This is a genomic window from Streptomyces sp. NPDC014733 (assembly GCF_043083385.1).
Taxonomy (GTDB): Bacteria; Actinomycetota; Actinomycetes; order Streptomycetales; family Streptomycetaceae; genus Streptomyces.
Map to the genome: position 1 here is coordinate 146,596 of NZ_JBIBYO010000007.1, position 17,385 is coordinate 163,980.

18 protein-coding genes are annotated in these 17,385 nt (G+C 74.3%); 4 read left to right on the plus strand and 14 right to left on the minus strand.

Features of this window, described 5'->3' with window-relative positions:
• Positions 1-13: 13 nt before the first annotated feature.
• Positions 14-772, minus strand: a complete 759-nt coding sequence (locus ACF1BH_RS18235) for a GntR family transcriptional regulator (RefSeq protein ID WP_391643490.1) — start codon at positions 770-772, stop codon at positions 14-16.
• A 550-nt stretch (positions 773-1,322) separates the two neighbouring features.
• On the opposite strand from ACF1BH_RS18235, the gene ACF1BH_RS18240 reads away from it, so the two are divergent.
• Positions 1,323-1,679, plus strand: a complete 357-nt coding sequence (locus tag ACF1BH_RS18240) for a hypothetical protein (protein ID WP_391643491.1) — start codon at positions 1,323-1,325, stop codon at positions 1,677-1,679.
• 107 nt (positions 1,680-1,786) lie between these two features.
• On the opposite strand, the gene groL is transcribed toward ACF1BH_RS18240, so the two are convergent.
• Positions 1,787-3,412 carry a chaperonin GroEL gene (groL, locus tag ACF1BH_RS18245; protein WP_391643492.1) on the minus strand — a complete coding sequence of 542 codons (1,626 nt, stop codon included), beginning with the start codon at positions 3,410-3,412 and terminating at the stop codon, positions 1,787-1,789.
• 103 nt (positions 3,413-3,515) lie between these two features.
• Positions 3,516-3,824, minus strand: a complete 309-nt coding sequence (gene groES, locus ACF1BH_RS18250) for a co-chaperone GroES (protein WP_030287454.1) — start codon at positions 3,822-3,824, stop codon at positions 3,516-3,518.
• A 444-nt stretch (positions 3,825-4,268) separates the two neighbouring features.
• On the opposite strand from groES, the gene ACF1BH_RS18255 reads away from it, so the two are divergent.
• Entirely contained in the window at positions 4,269-5,705 is a 1,437-nt protein-coding gene (locus ACF1BH_RS18255; protein WP_391643657.1) for an FtsW/RodA/SpoVE family cell cycle protein, read from the plus strand.
• 71 nt (positions 5,706-5,776) lie between these two features.
• Here the strand turns inward: ACF1BH_RS18255 and ACF1BH_RS18260 are convergent, their stop codons facing one another.
• Complete coding sequence (locus ACF1BH_RS18260) at positions 5,777-6,727, minus strand: polysaccharide deacetylase family protein (RefSeq protein ID WP_391643493.1); 951 nt, start codon at positions 6,725-6,727, stop codon at positions 5,777-5,779.
• A gap of 307 nt (positions 6,728-7,034) precedes the next feature.
• On the opposite strand from ACF1BH_RS18260, the gene ACF1BH_RS18265 reads away from it, so the two are divergent.
• Entirely contained in the window at positions 7,035-8,240 is a 1,206-nt protein-coding gene (locus ACF1BH_RS18265; RefSeq protein WP_391643494.1) for a methyltransferase domain-containing protein, read from the plus strand.
• On the opposite strand, the gene ACF1BH_RS18270 is transcribed toward ACF1BH_RS18265, so the two are convergent.
• The 4 genes from ACF1BH_RS18270 to tsaB all read right to left on the minus strand — a co-directional run bounded on the left by ACF1BH_RS18270 (position 8,224) and on the right by tsaB (position 11,027).
• The gene (locus tag ACF1BH_RS18270; RefSeq protein ID WP_391643495.1) at positions 8,224-8,589 is read right to left on the minus strand and encodes a hypothetical protein; all 366 of its coding nucleotides are present in this window, start codon (positions 8,587-8,589) and stop codon (positions 8,224-8,226) included. The genes ACF1BH_RS18265 and ACF1BH_RS18270 overlap by 17 nt on opposite strands.
• Before the next feature lie 68 nt (positions 8,590-8,657).
• Positions 8,658-9,794 (minus strand): tRNA (adenosine(37)-N6)-threonylcarbamoyltransferase complex transferase subunit TsaD, encoded by a 1,137-nt coding sequence (gene tsaD, locus ACF1BH_RS18275; protein WP_391643496.1) that lies wholly within the window; start codon positions 9,792-9,794, stop codon positions 8,658-8,660.
• Positions 9,787-10,371, minus strand: a complete 585-nt coding sequence (gene rimI / locus ACF1BH_RS18280; protein ID WP_391643497.1) for a ribosomal protein S18-alanine N-acetyltransferase — start codon at positions 10,369-10,371, stop codon at positions 9,787-9,789. The genes tsaD and rimI overlap by 8 nt, the downstream gene beginning before the upstream one ends.
• Positions 10,368-11,027 (minus strand): tRNA (adenosine(37)-N6)-threonylcarbamoyltransferase complex dimerization subunit type 1 TsaB, encoded by a 660-nt coding sequence (tsaB, locus tag ACF1BH_RS18285; RefSeq protein ID WP_391643498.1) that lies wholly within the window; start codon positions 11,025-11,027, stop codon positions 10,368-10,370. Before tsaB ends, rimI begins: the two co-directional genes overlap by 4 nt.
• Before the next feature lie 137 nt (positions 11,028-11,164).
• Here tsaB and ACF1BH_RS18290 point away from each other — a divergent pair, with 137 nt between their 5' ends.
• A complete protein-coding gene (locus ACF1BH_RS18290) occupies positions 11,165-11,734 on the plus strand; it encodes a hypothetical protein (RefSeq protein ID WP_391643499.1) in 570 nt (189 codons plus the stop codon).
• Between the two features lie 145 nt (positions 11,735-11,879).
• Here ACF1BH_RS18290 and ACF1BH_RS18295 read toward each other — a convergent pair whose 3' ends face one another.
• From ACF1BH_RS18295 to ACF1BH_RS18320, 6 genes are all read right to left on the minus strand, one after another.
• Complete coding sequence (locus ACF1BH_RS18295) at positions 11,880-12,068, minus strand: hypothetical protein (protein ID WP_391643500.1); 189 nt, start codon at positions 12,066-12,068, stop codon at positions 11,880-11,882.
• 178 nt (positions 12,069-12,246) lie between these two features.
• Positions 12,247-12,777, minus strand: a complete 531-nt coding sequence (gene tsaE / locus ACF1BH_RS18300) for a tRNA (adenosine(37)-N6)-threonylcarbamoyltransferase complex ATPase subunit type 1 TsaE (RefSeq protein ID WP_391643501.1) — start codon at positions 12,775-12,777, stop codon at positions 12,247-12,249.
• Positions 12,778-12,802: 25 nt separating this feature from the next.
• Positions 12,803-14,083: an alpha/beta fold hydrolase gene (locus tag ACF1BH_RS18305; RefSeq protein ID WP_391643502.1), complete on the minus strand. Its 1,281-nt coding sequence runs from the start codon at positions 14,081-14,083 to the stop codon at positions 12,803-12,805.
• Positions 14,080-15,276 (minus strand): alanine racemase, encoded by a 1,197-nt coding sequence (alr, locus tag ACF1BH_RS18310; protein ID WP_391643503.1) that lies wholly within the window; start codon positions 15,274-15,276, stop codon positions 14,080-14,082. The genes ACF1BH_RS18305 and alr overlap by 4 nt, the downstream gene beginning before the upstream one ends.
• A gap of 140 nt (positions 15,277-15,416) precedes the next feature.
• Positions 15,417-16,880 carry an NAD(P)H-hydrate dehydratase gene (locus tag ACF1BH_RS18315; protein WP_391643504.1) on the minus strand — a complete coding sequence of 488 codons (1,464 nt, stop codon included), beginning with the start codon at positions 16,878-16,880 and terminating at the stop codon, positions 15,417-15,419.
• Between the two features lie 99 nt (positions 16,881-16,979).
• Positions 16,980-17,348 carry a holo-ACP synthase gene (locus ACF1BH_RS18320; RefSeq protein WP_391643505.1) on the minus strand — a complete coding sequence of 123 codons (369 nt, stop codon included), beginning with the start codon at positions 17,346-17,348 and terminating at the stop codon, positions 16,980-16,982.
• Between the last annotated feature and the right edge of the window lie 37 nt (positions 17,349-17,385).

The following is a 17,385-nucleotide window of genomic DNA, read 5'->3' on the forward strand; positions in this document are numbered from 1 at the left end:
CCACACATCTCCACTACGCCTCGATGTCGTATTCGAGGACGTACGCGGACGAGTCCAGGATCATCTCGTTGACCTCGACAGGGCGGCCGCCGTCCGCGAAGGCGGTGCGGACGATGACGATCACGGGCGTACCGGCGCCGAGGCGCAGCCGGTCCGCCTCGTCCCGGGAGGGCATCCGGCTGCGGATCTCCTCCCGGAAGCGCAGGGGTTTGCAGCCCAGCTCGGCCAGGCGGGCGTAGATGCCGCCGGGCCCGGTGTCCTCCCGGACGATCGGCGAACCGGCCACCAGAGCGGCGGGCAGATAGCTGGTGGCCAGCAGTACCGGCTTGCCGTCGAGGACGAAGCGGCGGCTACGCACGCAGACCGCTTCGCGCGGCGCGATCCCGAGCACGTCGGCAACGATCGCGGGCGCCAACTCCTCGCTGACGGCGACCTGGTCCACGACCAGCTCCCGCTCACCGACATCGGTCGACCAGATGGACCGGCCCTCTCCCCACTGCTCCCGTGCGAGCCGCTGGACTCCTCGGCGGCGTAGCGGGCGGTAGTCTCGGACGAAGACACCGGCGCCTTTGCGCGCCTCCGCGACCCCCTCGTTCTGTAGAACGCCCAACGCCTGCCGCGCAGTCATCCGCGCGACTTGGTACGTCGCCATGAGGTCGTTCTCGCCGGGAAGCCGTTCACCGGGGCCGTAGTCGCCGGCCTTGATCGCCTCCTTCAGCGCCTCAGCGATGCGCTGATATTTCGGCTGACGACCGTTGCCCTTGGCGGCCATACGCCCTCCTCCCTGATCTCTGGACACCCTAGTCCGCCTGTTCGCCCGCCATCGGGTAGTCACCTCCACGGATGACATCTCTAGAGAAATAGAGCTATCTCTAGAGATGTTGCGCTTCACTCGGTCGCAGACGGCACCCGGCAGCGGGCCGAGGCGCCGAACCGGAACGTTCACCGACGCACAACGGGCCCCGTCGCATACCGACAAGGGCCTTCCACTGCACGGAGGTTGACGACATGCTTCGCATCATCCGAACGATCTTCGAAACGCTGCTGATCCGGCTACTGCCCGCCCAGGGCTGTCACCGGGCCGCAGGCCCACGCCCCGTTGAACGCCAGGCCGGTGCACCGACCGCGCGCCCGGCATCCGTGTCCGTCCCCCCACCGCACAGCGAGGACACCCCCCTCGTACGTCCCTACGTCCTCACTCCCTCGGTACGACGGCCGGAGCACCGCGTACGGCGGACGCGGCGCCAGCTGTGGTCGGCGGCGCGCGGTGCCGTCGGGGCGGACCTGCTCAGCGGCATGGCGGTGACGGCACGATGAACGCCATGGATCACGCGCGGCTGCTGCCATGGGCCAGCCCCGACGGGAAGCCGTGTTACCTGATCGGCGGCACCGGGACTGGGTACGTCTCGCGGCTCGCCGACCGGATGGAGGCGGAGCAGATGGAGTCGGCGGCCGTTCTCATCGGGGAGGCTCGCCGCGTCCTGGCCTCCTGTGCGTGGACGCCCGGTGAGATCCACCTGCTGGCCTACGACCTGAACGTTGCCTTGGCCGAAGTGCACCGGGTGCCGGAGAGCCGGGGCGCCCGTTTGCAGCAGAGAGTGGACGACCTCGACGCGGAGGACGACGAGGACACGGAGGGCGAGGGCGGCGACGGGGACGGCGCTCCGTCCGCCGCCTGACACCAGACATCGCCCAGGCAGGCCCCCGCACACGCCACGAGGCCCGGCCCCCATCGGGGACCGGGCCTCGTACAGCGCGCTACCGGCGCGGCCTGTTCAGGGCCGGGTCAGTGGGCGTGGCCGTGGCCGTGGCCGGCCTCGGCGGGCTCCTCCTCGGCGGGCTTCTCGACGACCAGGGTCTCGGTCGTGAGGAGCAGCGAGGCGATGGAGGCGGCGTTCTCCAGGGCGGAGCGGGTGACCTTCACCGGGTCGATGACGCCGGCCTTGACCAGGTCGCCGTACTCGCCGGTGGCGGCGTTGAAGCCCTGGCCCTTGTCCTGCTCGGCGACCTTCGAGGTGATGACGTAGCCCTCGAGGCCGGCGTTCTCGGCGATCCAGCGCAGCGGCTCGACGGCGGCGCGGCGGACGACGGCGACACCGGTGGCCTCGTCGCCCTCCTTGCCCAGGCCGCCCTCCAGCACCTTGGCGGCGTGGACGAGCGCGGAACCGCCACCGGAGACGATGCCCTCCTCGACCGCGGCGCGGGTCGCGGAGATGGCGTCCTCCAGACGGTGCTTCTTCTCCTTCAGCTCGACCTCGGTGGCCGCACCCACGCGGATGACGCAGACGCCACCGGCGAGCTTGGCGAGGCGCTCCTGGAGCTTCTCGCGGTCCCAGTCCGAGTCGGTGGTCTCGATCTCGGCCTTGATCTGGTTGACGCGGCCCGCGACGTCCTCGGAGTTGCCGCCACCGTCGACGATGGTGGTGTCGTCCTTGGTGACGGTCACACGGCGGGCGGTGCCCAGCACGTCCAGACCGGCCTGGTCGAGCTTGAGGCCGACCTCCTCGGCGATGACGGTGGCACCGGTGAGGGTGGCCATGTCGCCGAGCATCGCCTTGCGGCGGTCACCGAAGCCGGGCGCCTTGACGGCGACGGCGTTGAAGGTGCCGCGGATCTTGTTGACGACCAAGGTCGACAGGGCTTCGCCCTCGACGTCCTCGGCGATGATCAGCAGCGGCTTGGAGCCACCCGCCTGGATGACCTTCTCCAGCAGCGGGAGCAGGTCCTGGATCGAGGCGATCTTGCCCTGGTGGATGAGGATGTAGGGGTCCTCCAGGACCGCTTCCATCCGCTCCTGGTCGGTGACCATGTAGGGCGAGAGGTAGCCCTTGTCGAAGGCCATGCCCTCGGTGAAGTCCAGCTCCAGGCCGAAGGTGTTGGACTCCTCGACGGTGATGACACCGTCCTTGCCGACCTTGTCCATCGCCTCGGCGATCAGCTCGCCGACCTGCTTGTCCTGGGCGGACAGGGCCGCGACGGCGGCGATGTCGGTCTTGTCCTCGATGGGACGCGCGGTCGCGAGCAGGTCGTCGGAGACGGCCTTGACGGCGGCGTCGATGCCCTTCTTCAGGGCGGCGGGGGAGGCGCCGGCGGCGACGTTGCGCAGGCCCTCGCGGACCAGCGCCTGGGCCAGCACGGTGGCGGTGGTGGTGCCGTCACCCGCGATGTCGTTGGTCTTGGTCGCCACCTCCTTCACCAGCTGGGCGCCGAGGTTCTCGTAGGGGTCGTCGACCTCGACCTCACGCGCAATGGTGACACCGTCGTTGGTGATGGTCGGCGCGCCGAACTTCTTGTCGATGACGACGTTGCGGCCCTTGGGGCCGATCGTCACCTTCACCGTGTCGGCGAGCTTGTTGACGCCGCGCTCCAGGGCGCGACGGGCGTCCTCGTCGAACTTCAGGATCTTCGCCATGAGTTACGTGTCCTTAACGTCGTGCTCTCAACGAACTGCGCCCCTGCCCCGGTGCTTGGACGCGGGAACCAGGGGCGCAGATCACAGCAGAATGCTGGGTGACTTACTTCTCGACGATCGCGAGAACGTCGCGAGCCGAGAGGACGAGGTACTCCTCGCCGTTGTACTTCACCTCGGTGCCGCCGTACTTGCTGTAGAGCACGACGTCGCCGACGGAAACGTCGAGCGGAAGACGGTTGCCCTCCTCGAAGCGACCCGGACCGACGGCCAGGACGACGCCCTCCTGGGGCTTCTCCTTGGCAGTGTCCGGGATGACCAGGCCAGAGGCCGTGGTCTGCTCGGCGTCGAGCGGCTGGACCACGATGCGGTCCTCAAGCGGCTTGATGGCAACCTTGGTGCTGGCGGTCGTCACGATCCGACCTCCCCCTTCGGAGATCTCACGGGGTTAACTGTCTGAGGTGGCGAGCAGTTGGATCCGTCGTCGCGGGTGCCGGACCAGCCCATCGCCGTGCTTAGCACTCCCCTGCGGAGAGTGCCAACGCCGACACTATGACGCGGTTAGCACTCGGTCAAGTGGAGTGCCAGTCGAGCCGTGAACGGGTCGCCCGCGCCGCGGGCCGTCCGCGGGGGGAGACTCCGGCGGAGCCGTGCCCTGCACCGTCCCGGCCGGATACCGTGCCGAATCGGACACATCAGGGGCCGTCGTCGCAACCCGGCGCCCCGGGCCTCGGTCTTCCCTCAAGGTTGCCGGGCCGGCCACCGGGGCGGGCAGCTTCGCGGATGACGGAGGAGACAGGTGCGAGGAGCGAGGAGTGCGGCACGCGCCGCGCGGGAGGAGAGCGACGTCGAGCGCACGATGACGTTCGCCGCGCTCGCCCAGGCACCGGACCGCCGCCGGACCGAGGCCCGGATGCTCGCCTTCGCCGTCGCGATCACCGTCGGCGGGTACGCCTACACCGGCCTGTCGATGGAGGGGCGGCTGCCCGACGGGATGCCGTGGTTCACCGCCGCGATGGTGCTGATCGCGCTGGTGCCGCATCTGGTCGTCCGGCGCGTCGCCGAGCGCGCCGACCCGCTGATCCTGCCGCTGGCCACGCTGCTCACCGGCATCGGCCTCGTCCTGCTGAACCGTCTCGACATCACCTACGAACGGCTGCCACGGCTGCAGACCGCGCAGGCGGCCACCGGGCAGCTGGTGTGGACGTGCCTGGGGGTTGCGGTCTGCGTGGCGATCCTGCTGCTCCTCCGCGACCACCGGGTGCTGCAGCGCTACGTGTATCTGACGATGGCGGTCGGGCTGGTGCTGCTGATGGCGCCGGCGTTCTTCGGCGCGGACCAGTTCGGCGCCAAGCGGTGGATCCTGCTCGGGCCGCTGTCGTTGCAGCCCGGCGAGTTCGTGAAGCTGATGATCGTGGTGTTCTTCGCCGGGTATCTGACGGTGAACCGCAACGCGCTGGCGCTGACCGGGCGGCGGGTGATGGGCGTGCAGCTGCCGCCCGGACGCCAGCTCGGGCCGATCTTCACGATCTGGATCATCAGCCTGCTGGTGCTGGTCTTCGAGCGCGACCTGGGCACGTCGCTGATCTTCTTCGGCGTCTTCGTGATCATGCTGTACATGGCCACCGAGCGGACCGGCTGGGTGGTCTGCGGCCTGCTGATGGCGGCGGTCGGGGCGGCGGTCGTGGGGTCGGCGGAGCCGCACGTCAAGGGCCGGGTGATGGCCTGGCTGCACCCGATGGACATCTTCCTGCCGCCGGAGAAGCGGCCGCCGGGGCTGATCTCGGCGCAGTCGGCGGAGTCGCTGTTCAGCTTCGGCAGCGGCGGCGTCGGCGGTACCGGGCTCGGCCAGGGCCACCCCGAACTGGTCGGGTTCGCGGGCAACAGCGACTTCATCCTCACCACCGTCGGCGAGGAGCTGGGGATGGCCGGGGTGATGGCCGTCCTGCTGCTCTACACCCTGCTCGCCCAGCGCGGGTTCCGGGTCGGGGTGAGCGCCCGCGACCCGTTCGGCAAGCTGCTCGCGGTGGGACTGTCGGGCGCGCTGGTGCTCCAGGTCTTCGTGGTCGCCGGCGGGGTGACGGGGCTGATCCCGCTGACCGGCAAGGCGCTGCCGTTCCTCGCCAAGGGCGGATCGTCGCTGGTGGCGAACTGGATGATGGTCGCCGTGCTGCTCCGGATCAGCGATGCGGCGCAGCGCCGCCGGGAGCCGGTGGGCGCCTTCGCGCGGCGCGGCCGGCGGCGCGCGGGACGGCGTGCGCTGCCCGGCCCGCGCGCCGGTGGACCGGGGAGCTGACGGCCGGAACCGCCGCGCCCCGGCCGGCCCTGCCGTCCGTGGACGCCCGTACGTGCCGGGCGGGCGCCGGCTCAGACGTAGTCCTCCAGACGTGCGACGGCGAAGCCCTGCTCGGTGGCGGTGCGCAGGACGTTGCGGAGCAGGTCGGGCATGGTCGCCTGCCAGTCCTCGCGGCCCCGGAAGTGGCTGAGGATGATGTCGCCGGGGTGCAGCTTCCCGTCGCCGCGGCTGTAGTCGATGTGGTCGGGGAAGAACTCCTCGGCCCACAGCGGGACGACGGAGATGCCGCAGGACGCGGCGATCTTCAGGGTCTCGTGGGTGTAGTCCCCGTAGGGCGGCCGGAAGAGCCGCGGGGTGCGGCCCATCTCGCGGGTGAGGTTCTCCTGCTGCCCGCAGATCTCCTTGCGCTGCCCGGCGTCGCTCAGCCCGGGCAGGTAGGGGTGGTGCAGCGTGTGGTTGTGCACGCCGTTGCCCTGCTGCTGGACGGTGCGGAAGAAGCCGTAGCCCTTGCCCGCCTTGGCGAGGTAGTCGCTGAGGAAGGCGCTGTAGGGGACGTGCAGCTCCTTCGCCATCCGGAGGAACTCGGGGTCCTTGTCGTAGCCGTCGTCCAGCGTCAGGAAGACGATCTTCCGGTCGGTGGGGACGCGGGAGATGGCGACGGGGAGGTCCGGGCCGTCGCCGCGGGCGAAGACCGGCTCGGTGGTGATGCGGGGTTTGGCGGCGGGCGGCTCGGGCGGCTCCAGCGGCGCCTCGTCGAGGCCCCAGCGGGCGGCCACGGCGTCGCGGCGGGCCTGGGCCTTTTCGATCAGCTTGGCCTGGGTGAGCAGGGCGCGGGCGGCGGGGGCCACGGCGGGGCGGCCGTGGGCGGGGGCGTTGTCCTGGGGGGAGGGCGTCGCGGCGGCGGAGCAGCCGACGGCGAGCAGGCCCAGGGCCCCGAAGGCGGCCAGGGTGCGCGTCCGGCGCGCCGTCGGGCGGCCCGGTCCGGGACACCCGGAATGCGAGAAAAGTCTGATTAGCTGCATAACGCCGGATAGTGGCAGCGGCCTCCGCCGTGCCGTCGCCCGCCACGCGGCAGGGTCAGGCGACCGGCCCACGCCACCCCGCGCGCCGTCCGTCCGACGGCCCCCTCCGCCCTACGCCGAGCGGGTCACGGCAGGTCAGGGGCGTACCACCGGCCCCTTACGGGAGGTGGAGACGGCCCGTGCGGGAGGGCGGGCGGCTGCTCGGGGCCGGGCGTCCCCACGGCCCGAGGGCGCGCCGCGGGCCCTGACCGGCTCCCCGTAAGGGCCCGTCCGCCGTCACCCGGTGGCGGCGAGGAATGATGGGACGGTGACCGATCCCGACTCCTTCGCGGCGCTGCTCACCCCTGAGGGGCAGGCGCTGCTGGACGCCCTGCACGACTACGACCCGGCCGATGAACTGGCCACCGCGACCCGGCTGCGCCGCGACCACCCTGCCGCGCTGGTCTCCGCCGCGCTGGGCCAGGCTCGGCTGCGCCAGCGCGCCGCGGCCAAGTTCGGGGCGGACGCCCGGCGGATGTACTTCACGCCCAACGGCGTCGAGCAGTCCACCCGTACCGCCGTCGCCGGACACCGCGCCGCCCGCCTCGCCGCGCTCGGCGTCCGGTCCGTCGCCGATCTGTGCGCGGGTATCGGCGGGGACGCGCTGGCGCTGGCCCGCGCCGGGATCCGGGTGCTCGCCGTCGACCGGGATCCGCTGGCCTGCGCCGCGGCCCGTGCCAACGCCGAGGCGCTCGGGCTCGCCGAGCTGATCGAGGTGCGCTGCGCCGATGTCACCGGGACCGACACCGCCGGTTACGACGCGGTCTTCGTCGACCCGGCCCGGCGCACCAAGGCGCGCGGCGGCCGGATCTTCGACCCCGAGGCGTACTCGCCGCCGCTGTCCTGGGCGATCGGCGCGGCCCGCACCGCCCCGTACGCGGCGCTGAAGATCGCACCGGGCGTCCCGCACGAGGCGCTGCCCGCGGACGCCGAGACCGAGTGGATCTCCGACGGCGGCGACGTGAAGGAGGCGGTGCTGTGGTTCGGGCCCGGGGGCGTCCGGCCGGGCGGCCGCCGGGCGACGCTGCTGCCCGCCGGGGACTCGCTGCTCGGCGCGGACCTGCCCGACCCGGAGCCGGGCCCGGTCGGCGACTGGCTCTACGAACCGGACGGCGCGGTGATCCGCGCCCACCTCGTCGCGGACGTCGCCCGGCAGGTCGGCGGGCGGCTCATCGACCCGACGATCGCCTACGTCACCGCGGACGCGCTGACCCCGACGCCGTACGCCACCGCCTACGCGATCACCGACGTGCTGCCGTTCCACGTCAAGAAGTTGCGGGCGCTGCTGCGGGAGCGGGAGGTGGGCGTCGCCGTGATCAAGAAGCGCGGGTCGGCGGTGGAGCCCGAGGAGCTGCGCAGGAAGCTGAAGCTCAGCGGGCGGAACACCTGCACGGTCTTCCTCACCCGGGTCGCCGGAGCGCCCGCGATGCTGCTCGGGCACCCGGCGCACGCGCAGGTCACGCCTGGTCGGTGAGGTCCTCGGCGTAGATCTGGGCGAGCGGCTGCGGGCCGACGTACTGCTGGCAGGCGCAGGGGCCGGCCTCGTAGCGCACCGGCCGGCGGTCGGCGTCCCAGGCGACCGGACGCTCCACCGGCTCGTGGCACTTCCCGCTCTTGTCGTGCTTGGCGAGATGGTGGGTGCAACCGCAGACCGGCTTGGGCGGCTCCTGGGCCGCGGCCAGCTCGGCGTGGCGCGCACGGTCGGTCTCCAGGCGCTCCATGCGGCGTTCGTGGCGGGTGCGCAGCGCACCGCGCGCGGCGTCGGCGACCTTCGCGAAGCCACCCGCCATGAAGAAGATGAAGACCCACCAGAACCAGTCCATGCCCGCCTCCCCGCGCGCCGCCGGCCGTTCCGCCGCTGCCAGGGTAGCGAGGACGCCGGTGCGCCCGGTCAGCCGTAGAGGTTCTCCTTGCTCAGCTCATGGACGTGGTCGTGGTCGTGGTGGCTGTGGCTGTGGCTGTGGCTGTGGCCGTTGGTACCGGGGACGTGGGGTTCGGTCACCGGGAGGGACGAGTCGGCGGGGAGATCCCAGTCGGAGGCGGCGCGGCCACGCGCGACCATCTCCGCGCCGAGCGCCGCGACCATCGCGCCGTTGTCGGTGCACAGCTTGGGGCGCGGCACCCGCAGGGTGATCCCGGCGTCCTCGCAGCGGCGGGCGGCCATCGCCCGCAGCCGGGAGTTGGCCGCGACGCCGCCGCCGATCATCAGATGGTCGACGCCGTTGTCCTTGCAGGCACGGACGGCCTTACGGGTCAGCACGTCCACCACCGCCTCCTGGAAGGACGCCGCGACGTCCGCCACCGGCACCTCCTCACCGGCCGCCCGCTTCGCCTCGATCCAGCGGGCCACCGCGGTCTTGAGACCGGAGAACGAGAAGTCGTACGCGGCGTCGCGCGGGCCGGTCAGACCGCGCGGGAAGCGGATCGCCTCCGGGTCGCCCTCGCGGGCGTAGCGGTCGATGACCGGGCCGCCGGGGAAGCCGAGGTGCAGCACCCGCGCGACCTTGTCGAACGCCTCGCCCGCCGCGTCGTCGATGGTCGCGCCGAGCGGCCGGACGTCGGAGGTGATGTCGGGCGCCAGCAGCAGCGAGGAGTGGCCGCCGGAGACCAGCAGCGCCATCGTCGGCTCCGGCAGCGCGCCGTGCTCCAGCTGGTCGACGCAGATGTGGGAGGCGAGGTGGTTGACGCCGTAGAGCGGCTTGCCGAGCGCGTAGGCGTACGCCTTCGCCGCCGAGACGCCGACGAGCAGGGCGCCGGCGAGCCCGGGACCCGCGGTGACGGCGATGCCGTCGAGGTCGCTCGCCGCGACGCCGGCGTCCTTCAGGGCGCGCTGGATGGTGGGGACCATCGCCTCCAGATGGGCGCGCGAGGCGACCTCGGGGACGACGCCGCCGAAGCGGGCGTGTTCGTCGACGCTGGAGGCGACGGCGTCGGCGAGCAGGGTGTGGCCCTGGACGATGCCGACACCGGTCTCGTCGCAGGAGGTCTCGATGCCGAGGACCAGCGGTCCACCGCGAGAGTCAGCCATGGTGATCGGATTCCTTGGGACGGGGGGCGTCGGGGGCGGGGACGGACGGGGCGGCTTCCGGATCGGGGTCCGGGGCCTCGGCGTCCGGGTCGGTCGCGGTACGCCGCATGACCAGGGCGTCGACGTTGCCGGGCTGGTAGTAGCCGCGGCGGAAGCCGAGCGGGACGAAGCCGAAGCGTTCGTACAGGCGCTGGGCGCGGAGGTTGTCGACGCGGACCTCCAGCAGCACCTCGTGGCACTCGAAGTCGGTGGCGGCGGTCAGCAGCGCGGTCAGCAGCCGGGAGCCGAGGCCGCTGCCCCAGCACTCGCGGGCGGTCGCGATGGTCTGGATGTCGCCGGTGCCGTCGACGGCGGCGAGACCGCCGTAGCCGACGATCCGGCCGCCGCTCTCGGCGACCAGATAGCGGCGGTTGGCGGCCGGGCCGCGGGCGTACGCCAGCTCGGACCAGAACATCCCGGCCGACCAGGCGTCCTCCGGGAAGAGCGCCCGCTCCAGGTCGAGCACCGCGTCCAGGTCCCACCAGCGCATCTCGCGCAGGACGGGGGCGTCCACCGCGCCGGGGACGGTCGTGCTCACCGGGGTGTGACCACCTTGTAGTTGGCCGGGACCTGGGCGTCGGGGCGGCGGAGGTAGAGCGGCCGGGGCGCCGGCAGCTGCTCGCCGGCGGCCAGCCGGGCGACGGCGGCGGAGGCCAGCGCGGCGCCGGACTGGTGCTCGGGGCCGTCGCGCCGTACGCCGGTGAAGACCGTGTCGTACAGGAGCGCGCCGGCGCCGACCGCGGGGACGCCGGCGACCTGCTCGGCGATGTCGGCGGGGCGGTCGACGGCAGGTTCGGTCAGGCGGCGGCCGTCGGCGTCGTAGCGGGCCCAGTAGACCTCCTTGCGGCGGGCGTCGGTCGCCACGACGAAGGGGGTGTCCAGACCGGCGGCGTGGGCCAGGCCGTCCAGGGAGCACAGGCCGTGCACCGGGATGCCGAGCGCGGCGCCGAAGGAGGCCGCGGTGACCAGGCCGACGCGCAGGCCGGTGTAGGGGCCGGGGCCGACGCCGACCACCAGGTCGGTGACCGCGTCGAGCTTCACGCCCGCTTCGGCCAGCACCCGGTCGACGGCGGGCAGCAGCAGCTCGCCGTGGCGGCGCGCGTCCACCTGGCGGGACTCGGCGAGAACCCGCTCACCGTCGTGGAGGGCGGCGGTGACGGCGGGCGTGGCGGTGTCTAGGGCTAGGAGCAGCACGCCCTCAAGCGTACGGCGCGCCGGGCGGTGCCCTTTCCGGTGCTACGGTCGGCACCCAGTACGTCAATCGGACCGCGATCGGCTCGCCCCGGCGGGCGAGCACAACGGAAGCGCGCACAGCGGAAGGTGGCACAGCGATGCCCGCCAGGAGCAGCACGATCGTCACCGCGCTCACCGCGGCGGCCGTGGTCGCGGTCGGTTTCCTGGGCTACCAGGCGTCCGCATCCGCCCCGGCCGATCTGCATCCGCACCACAAGGGCGGCGACAGCGCCGGCAAGCACCCCGCGCAGCCCGGCGCCGGCAAGAAGGAGCGCCGTCCGGCGGCGCCGCCGGTTCCCGAGGCGTCCGGCACCGGCAAGCGGATCGTCTACGCGCTCGGCGCCAAGCGGGTCTGGCTGGTCGGCGAGAACGACACCGCCCTGCGCACCTTCGCCGTCGCGCCGAGCACGGTCTCCCCGCCGATGGGCACCTACGCGGTGAGCTCGCGGTCGGTGAGCGTGACCGGGTCGGACGGTATCGCCATCGAGCACGTGGTGCGGTTCGCGAGCGTGGACGGCGTCGTCATCGGCTTCAGCGCGGCGGTCGACGGTTCGTCCCCCAACCCGGACGCCTCGCAGCGCACCGGCGGCATCCGTGAGTCGCGCGCCGACGGCGCCGCGATGTGGAACTTCGCGATCAACGGCACCAAGGTGGTCGTGGTCGCCTGACGGCCCCGGCCGCCCGCGGGCGGCCACCCGCGGACCTTCCGGGTGCCCGTACGTCTTCGGATGCCCGCGTCTCCCCCCGCCCGCATGGCACACACGGCGACGGCCGGGACGCGCCTCGCGCCCGGCCGGGCTTCGCCCGTACGGGCTATGCCGCGTCGCGCTCCGTGGTGGACGGCGCCGGGAGGCCCGGCTCGGCCGGGGGCGCGGCCGGGGCGTCGGGGGGTGTGGAGACGGCGGTGGCGGCGGCGCAGGACGCGAGCAGCTGGCGCATGGTGGGCGGCGCGTCGCACGCCTCGTCGGCGGGCGGTGCGGCGGCGGGCTCGTGAGCTGTCATGGTCGCCTCCCGGGCTCCTGGGGCAAGCGGCGGTCGAGAGGAAAGTTAGGCAGACCTAACCACTTCTCCCCTCCCATGTGACCACGGCGGGCACCACGGATGCAACACGTTACCGACGGCCTGTCGGAAAAGCCCGGCGCACATCGGCCCGGACACCGCCCGCGCACCGCGCCGCCGGTCAGCCCGCGGTCAGCTCCGCGACGCCCGCGTCCGCCCAGCGGGCGCCGATGCCGGTGACCGTCACCGTGCGGACGTCCGCGGCATCGCTCTCCCACCCGGCGTCCACCGGGGCGTCCGCGCCCACCGCGCGCTCGATCACCACGTGCAGCCGGTCGTCGGACAACTCCTCGACCTTGCCGTCGCCCCACTCCACAACCACCACCGACTCCGGCAGCGACACATCGAGGTCCAGGTCCTCCATCTCGTCGAGACCGCCGCCGAGGCGGTAGGCGTCGACATGGACCAGCGCGGGGCCGCCGGTCAGCGGCGGGTGCACCCGGGCGATCACGAAGGTCGGGGAGGTGACGGCGCCGCGCACGCCCAGGCCCTCGCCCAGGCCGCGGGTGAGCGTCGTCTTGCCCGCGCCCAGCTCGCCGGTGAGCAGCACCAGGTCGCCGGGGCGCAGCAGCGCGGCCAACCGGCGCCCCAACTCCTGCATCCGCTCGGGCGTTTCTACGGTGACACGGGTCTGTGTGGCGGTGGCACTCATGCCGCAAATGGTACGGGCGCGGCGGTCAGGCTCCGGCCGAGCGCCCCCGGCGACCGGCCGGCCCGGCCCGCTCGATCAAGGTCACCAGCTCCTCGGTGACCAGCTCCGGGCGCTCCAGCATCACCAGATGGCCGGCGTCGGCCACCTTCAGCAGGCGGGCGGCGGGCAGCAGTTCGGCGATGGCCTCGCTGTGGTCGGCCGGGGTGATCAGATCACGTTCCCCGGCGAGCACCAGCGACGCGACCGTGTCGTACGCCACCAGCGCCGCCGCCTTGTCGTGGGTGGCGAAGGCCGGGTAGAACTCCGCGACGACGTCGATGGGGGTGGCCTCGATGAGGCGCTCGGCGAAGCGGGCGACACCCGGGTCGACGTCCTGCGGGGTGCCGAAGGAGTACCGCTTGATGATCCCGGCGAAGAGGTCGGCGGTGGCGCGGCGGCCCCGCTCGACGACATCGCTCTGCGCGCCCAGCACCTTCAGCAGACCGGGCGCGAGCCGGTGGAACGCCTTGACGCCGAACGACGGCAGGCCGAACGCCACCTCGCTCAGCCGCCCGGCGGACGTCCCGATCAGCGCCACACCCGCGACCCGCTCGGCCACGAACTCCGGGAACTGGTCGGCGAGCGCCATCACCGTCATGCCGCCCATGGAGTGCCCGACCAGCACCAGCGGCCCCTCGGGCGCCGCCGCGTCCAGCACCGCCTTCAGATCGCGGCCCAGCAGATCGATGGTGACCGGCTCGCCGCCGTCGCCGACCGCGCGGGAGCGGCCCGAGCGCCCGTGGCTGCGCTGGTCCCAGTGGACGGTACGGACCACGCCGTGCAACGCGGCGCGCTGGAAGTGCCAGGAGTCCTGGTTGAGGCAGTAGCCGTGGCAGAAGACGACGGTGGGCGCGGGCGAGCGGCGGCGCGGCCCGGCGAGCCGCCGGCGGACCTCCGCGGCCTGCTGCGCGGCGGCCCGCTCGGCGCGGCCGGACCCGGCGGCCGCGCCCTTGGCCGACCGGGCGCGGGGCGCCGCGGCCGTGGCACCGGCCTCGTCGATCTCGTAGTACAGCGGGGTGCCGTCCGCGGCGACGGCGGTGCCCGGGGTGCCGCGCAGCGTGCCGTAGGGGCCGACGGCGTCCAGCGCGGTGCGGGCGCGGCGGCGCATCCCGCGGCCGACCGTCATCCGCTCCATCGCCACCCCGGCGGCGGCGCCGGCGGCGACGATGCCGATGGCGGCGCCCGCCAGGCCCGCGTGGCGGCCGGCCTTCGCCCAGCCGCCCGCGGCCCCGGCCGCCGCCTCGACCGCGTCCCCGCCGTCCGTCATCCGGTGCCTCCCCCCTCACGGCTGCCCGCCGCCGCGGGCACGGCGGGCTCCTCCGGCGCGCTGTCGTGGTGGACCCGCGCCACCCGGCCGCCGATCCGCGTGACGATCTCGTACGCGATGGTGCCGGTGGCCTCGGCCCAGTCCTCGGCGGTCGGCTCGCCGTCGTCGCCGGGGCCGAAGAGCACCGCACGGTCGCCGGGCAGTGCGGTGTCGCCGTGCAGATCGACGACGAACTGATCCATCGCGACCCGCCCGGCGACCGTCCGCCGCGCCCCGGCGACGAACACCGGGCCGCTGCCGGAGGCGTGGCGCGGGATGCCGTCCGCGTAGCCGAGCGGCACCAGCGCGAGCGTGGTGCCGGCCGTCGTCGTGTAGTGGTGGCCGTACGAGACGCCGTGGCCGGCCGGGACGCTCTTGACCGAGGCGAGCGACGCCTCCAGCGTCATCGCGGGGCGCAGCCCCAGCTCCCGGGCGGTGCCGATCTCGGGGGCGGGCGAGATGCCGTAGAGGCCGATGCCCGCGCGGACCAGGTCGAAGTGGGCCTCGGGGAGGGTCAGCAGCGCCGGGGTGTTGGCGATGTGACGGACCTCCGGGCGCAGCCCCGCGGCGTCGGCGGCGGCCAGCGCCGCGCGGTACGCGGTCAGCTGCGCGGCGATCGAGGGGTGGCCCGGCTCGTCGGCGCAGGCGAAGTGGGACCAGACGCCGGTGACGGTGAGCAGCCCGGCGCGCTCGGCGTCGCGGGCGGCGGCGGTCAGCTCCGGCCAGTCCGCGGGCTGGCAGCCGCTGCGGCCCAGCCCGGTGTCGGCCTTGAGCTGGACGCGGGCGGGACGCCCGGCGGCGCGGGCCGCGTCGGTCACCTCGCGCAGCGCCCACAGCGCGCTGACGGAGACGTCGATGTCCTGCTCGACGGCGGTGCGCCAGGGGCCGCCCGGCGTCCACAGCCAGCACATCAGCCGCCCGGTGTCACCGGCCGCGCGGAGCGCGAACGCCTCCTCGGGGAGGGCGGTGCCCAGCCAGCCCGCGCCGGCCGCGCGGGCGGCGCGCGCACAGGGCACCGCGCCGTGTCCGTAACCGTCGGCCTTGACCACGGCCATCAGCTCTGCCCCGGGTGCGCGGCCGCGCAACGCTCGCACATTCGACCGCACGGCGGCGAGGTCGATGGCGGCGCGGGCCCGCTTCGCTGTCTCGTTCATCCCCCTCAGTCTCTCAGGCGCCGCCCGGCGGGCGCCGGGTACGCCCGGTCCTACGGGGTGCGCGGGGCCCGGCCGACCGGCGCGGGCCGGCCCGGGGGCGGCCTCCACGAGGGGTGCGGGGCCCGGCCCGCGGCGGGACATCAGTGTGCCGCTCCGGCCTGCCGCGGGGTGCGCCGGCCGACGTCCCGCCAGGCCGCCGCGAGCCGCCCGGCGACCTGCATCGCGGTGATCGGCGCACCGTCCGGACCGGCCGCGAAGCGGGCCGCGAGGCCGTGCAGATAGGCGCCCGCCGACGCCGCGGCACGCGGTGCGAGCCCGGCGGCGAGCAGCGATCCGGTCACCCCCGACAGCACATCGCCGCTGCCCGCGGTCGCCAGCCAGCCCGTCCCGGTGGGGTTGACCCGTACGGGGCCCGTGCCGTCCGCCACCAGCGTCGTCGAGCCCTTGAGCAGCGCCGTCGCGCCGAAGCGGACGGCCAGCTCCCGGACGGCCCGCAGCCGGCCCGCCTCCACCTCGGCGCGGTCGGTGCCGAGCAGCGCGGCGGCCTCGCCCGCGTGCGGGGTGAGCAGGGTGCCCGCGGTCCGGGCCCGTACCCGCTCCGGCGTCAGGAACCGCAGCCCGTCGGCGTCCACCAGGACCGGCACCTCGGCGGCGAGCACCTCGTCCACGGCGTCCGCCTCGTCGCCGAGGCCCGGGCCGATCACCCAGGACTGGACCCGGCCGGCGCGGTGCGGCGGACCGGCGTGCACCAGCGTCTCCGGGAAGCGCGCGAGGACCGCGTCGGCGGCCGGTCCGACGTACCGGACGGCGCCCGCGCCCCCGCGCAGCGCACCGGCGACCGCCAGCACCGCCGCCCCCGGATAGCGCGCGGACCCGGCGACCACGCCGACCACGCCGCGCCGGTACTTGTCGCTCTCCGCCGACGGCACCGGCAGCAGCCGCGCCACCTCCGCGTGCTGAAGCGCCTCGGCGGCGGGCTCCGCGGCCGGCGCGAGGCCGATGTCGACGTAATGCACCACCCCGGCCCGCTCCCGCGCCGGATCGATCAGCAGCCCCGGTTTGTACGCCCCGAACACCACGGTGACCTCGGCCCGGACCGCCTCGCCCGCCACCTCGCCGGTGTCGGCGTCCACGCCGCTCGGCAGGTCGACGGCGACGACCGGGGCCGACTCGGCGGCCAAGGCGGCGAGTTGGGCGGCGCGGGGACGCAGTCCGCCGCGGCCGCCGATGCCGACGATGCCGTCGACCACCAGATCGGCACGGGCCACGACGCGCTCCGCGTCGGCGACGACTGTGCCGCCGGCCGCCCGCAGCGCCGCCAGGCCCCCGGTGTGCGCCCGCTCCGGCGTCAGCAGGACCGCGCCGACCGCGGCGCCGCGGCGCGCCAGCCGCGCCCCGGCGTACAGGGCGTCACCGCCGTTGTCGCCGCTGCCGACCAGCAGCACCACCCGGGAGCCGTACACCCCGCCCGCGGCGCTCAGCAGCCGTACGCAGACCGCCGCGAGCCCGGCCGCGGCCCGCTGCATCAGCGCCCCTTCGGGCAGCCGTGCCATCAACTCCCGCTCCGCCGCCCGCACGTCCGCCACGCTGTACGCAGTCCTCATGGGGTCAGTCTCACACCGGGGCGGCGCGGCGGCACGGGCGGCGGAGCGGACGGGCGGGGCGGGGTGCCCGGAGACCGCCCCGGGCGCCCCGCCCCCGGCTCACCCCTCCGCCACCACCACCGCCGACGCCACGCCCGCGTCATGGCTGAGCGAGACGTGCCAGGCGCGGACGCCCAGTTCGGCGGCGCGGGCGGCGACGGTGCCGCGGACCCGCAGCCGGGGCCGGCCGCTGTCCTCCACGTACACCTCGGCGTCCGTCCAGTGCAGCCCGCCGGGCGCGCCGAGCGCCTTGGCGACGGCCTCCTTGGCGGCGAAGCGGGCCGCCAGCGAGGCGGTACCGCGCCGCTCCCCGCTCGGCAGCACCAGCTCCGCGTCGATGAAAAGCCGCCGCGCCAGCTCCGGCGTACGCGCCAGCGCCGCCCCGAACCGGTCGATCTCGGCGACGTCGATCCCCACCCCGATGATCACCGGCGCACCCCGCCCCGGGGACGCGCCGGACGGCACC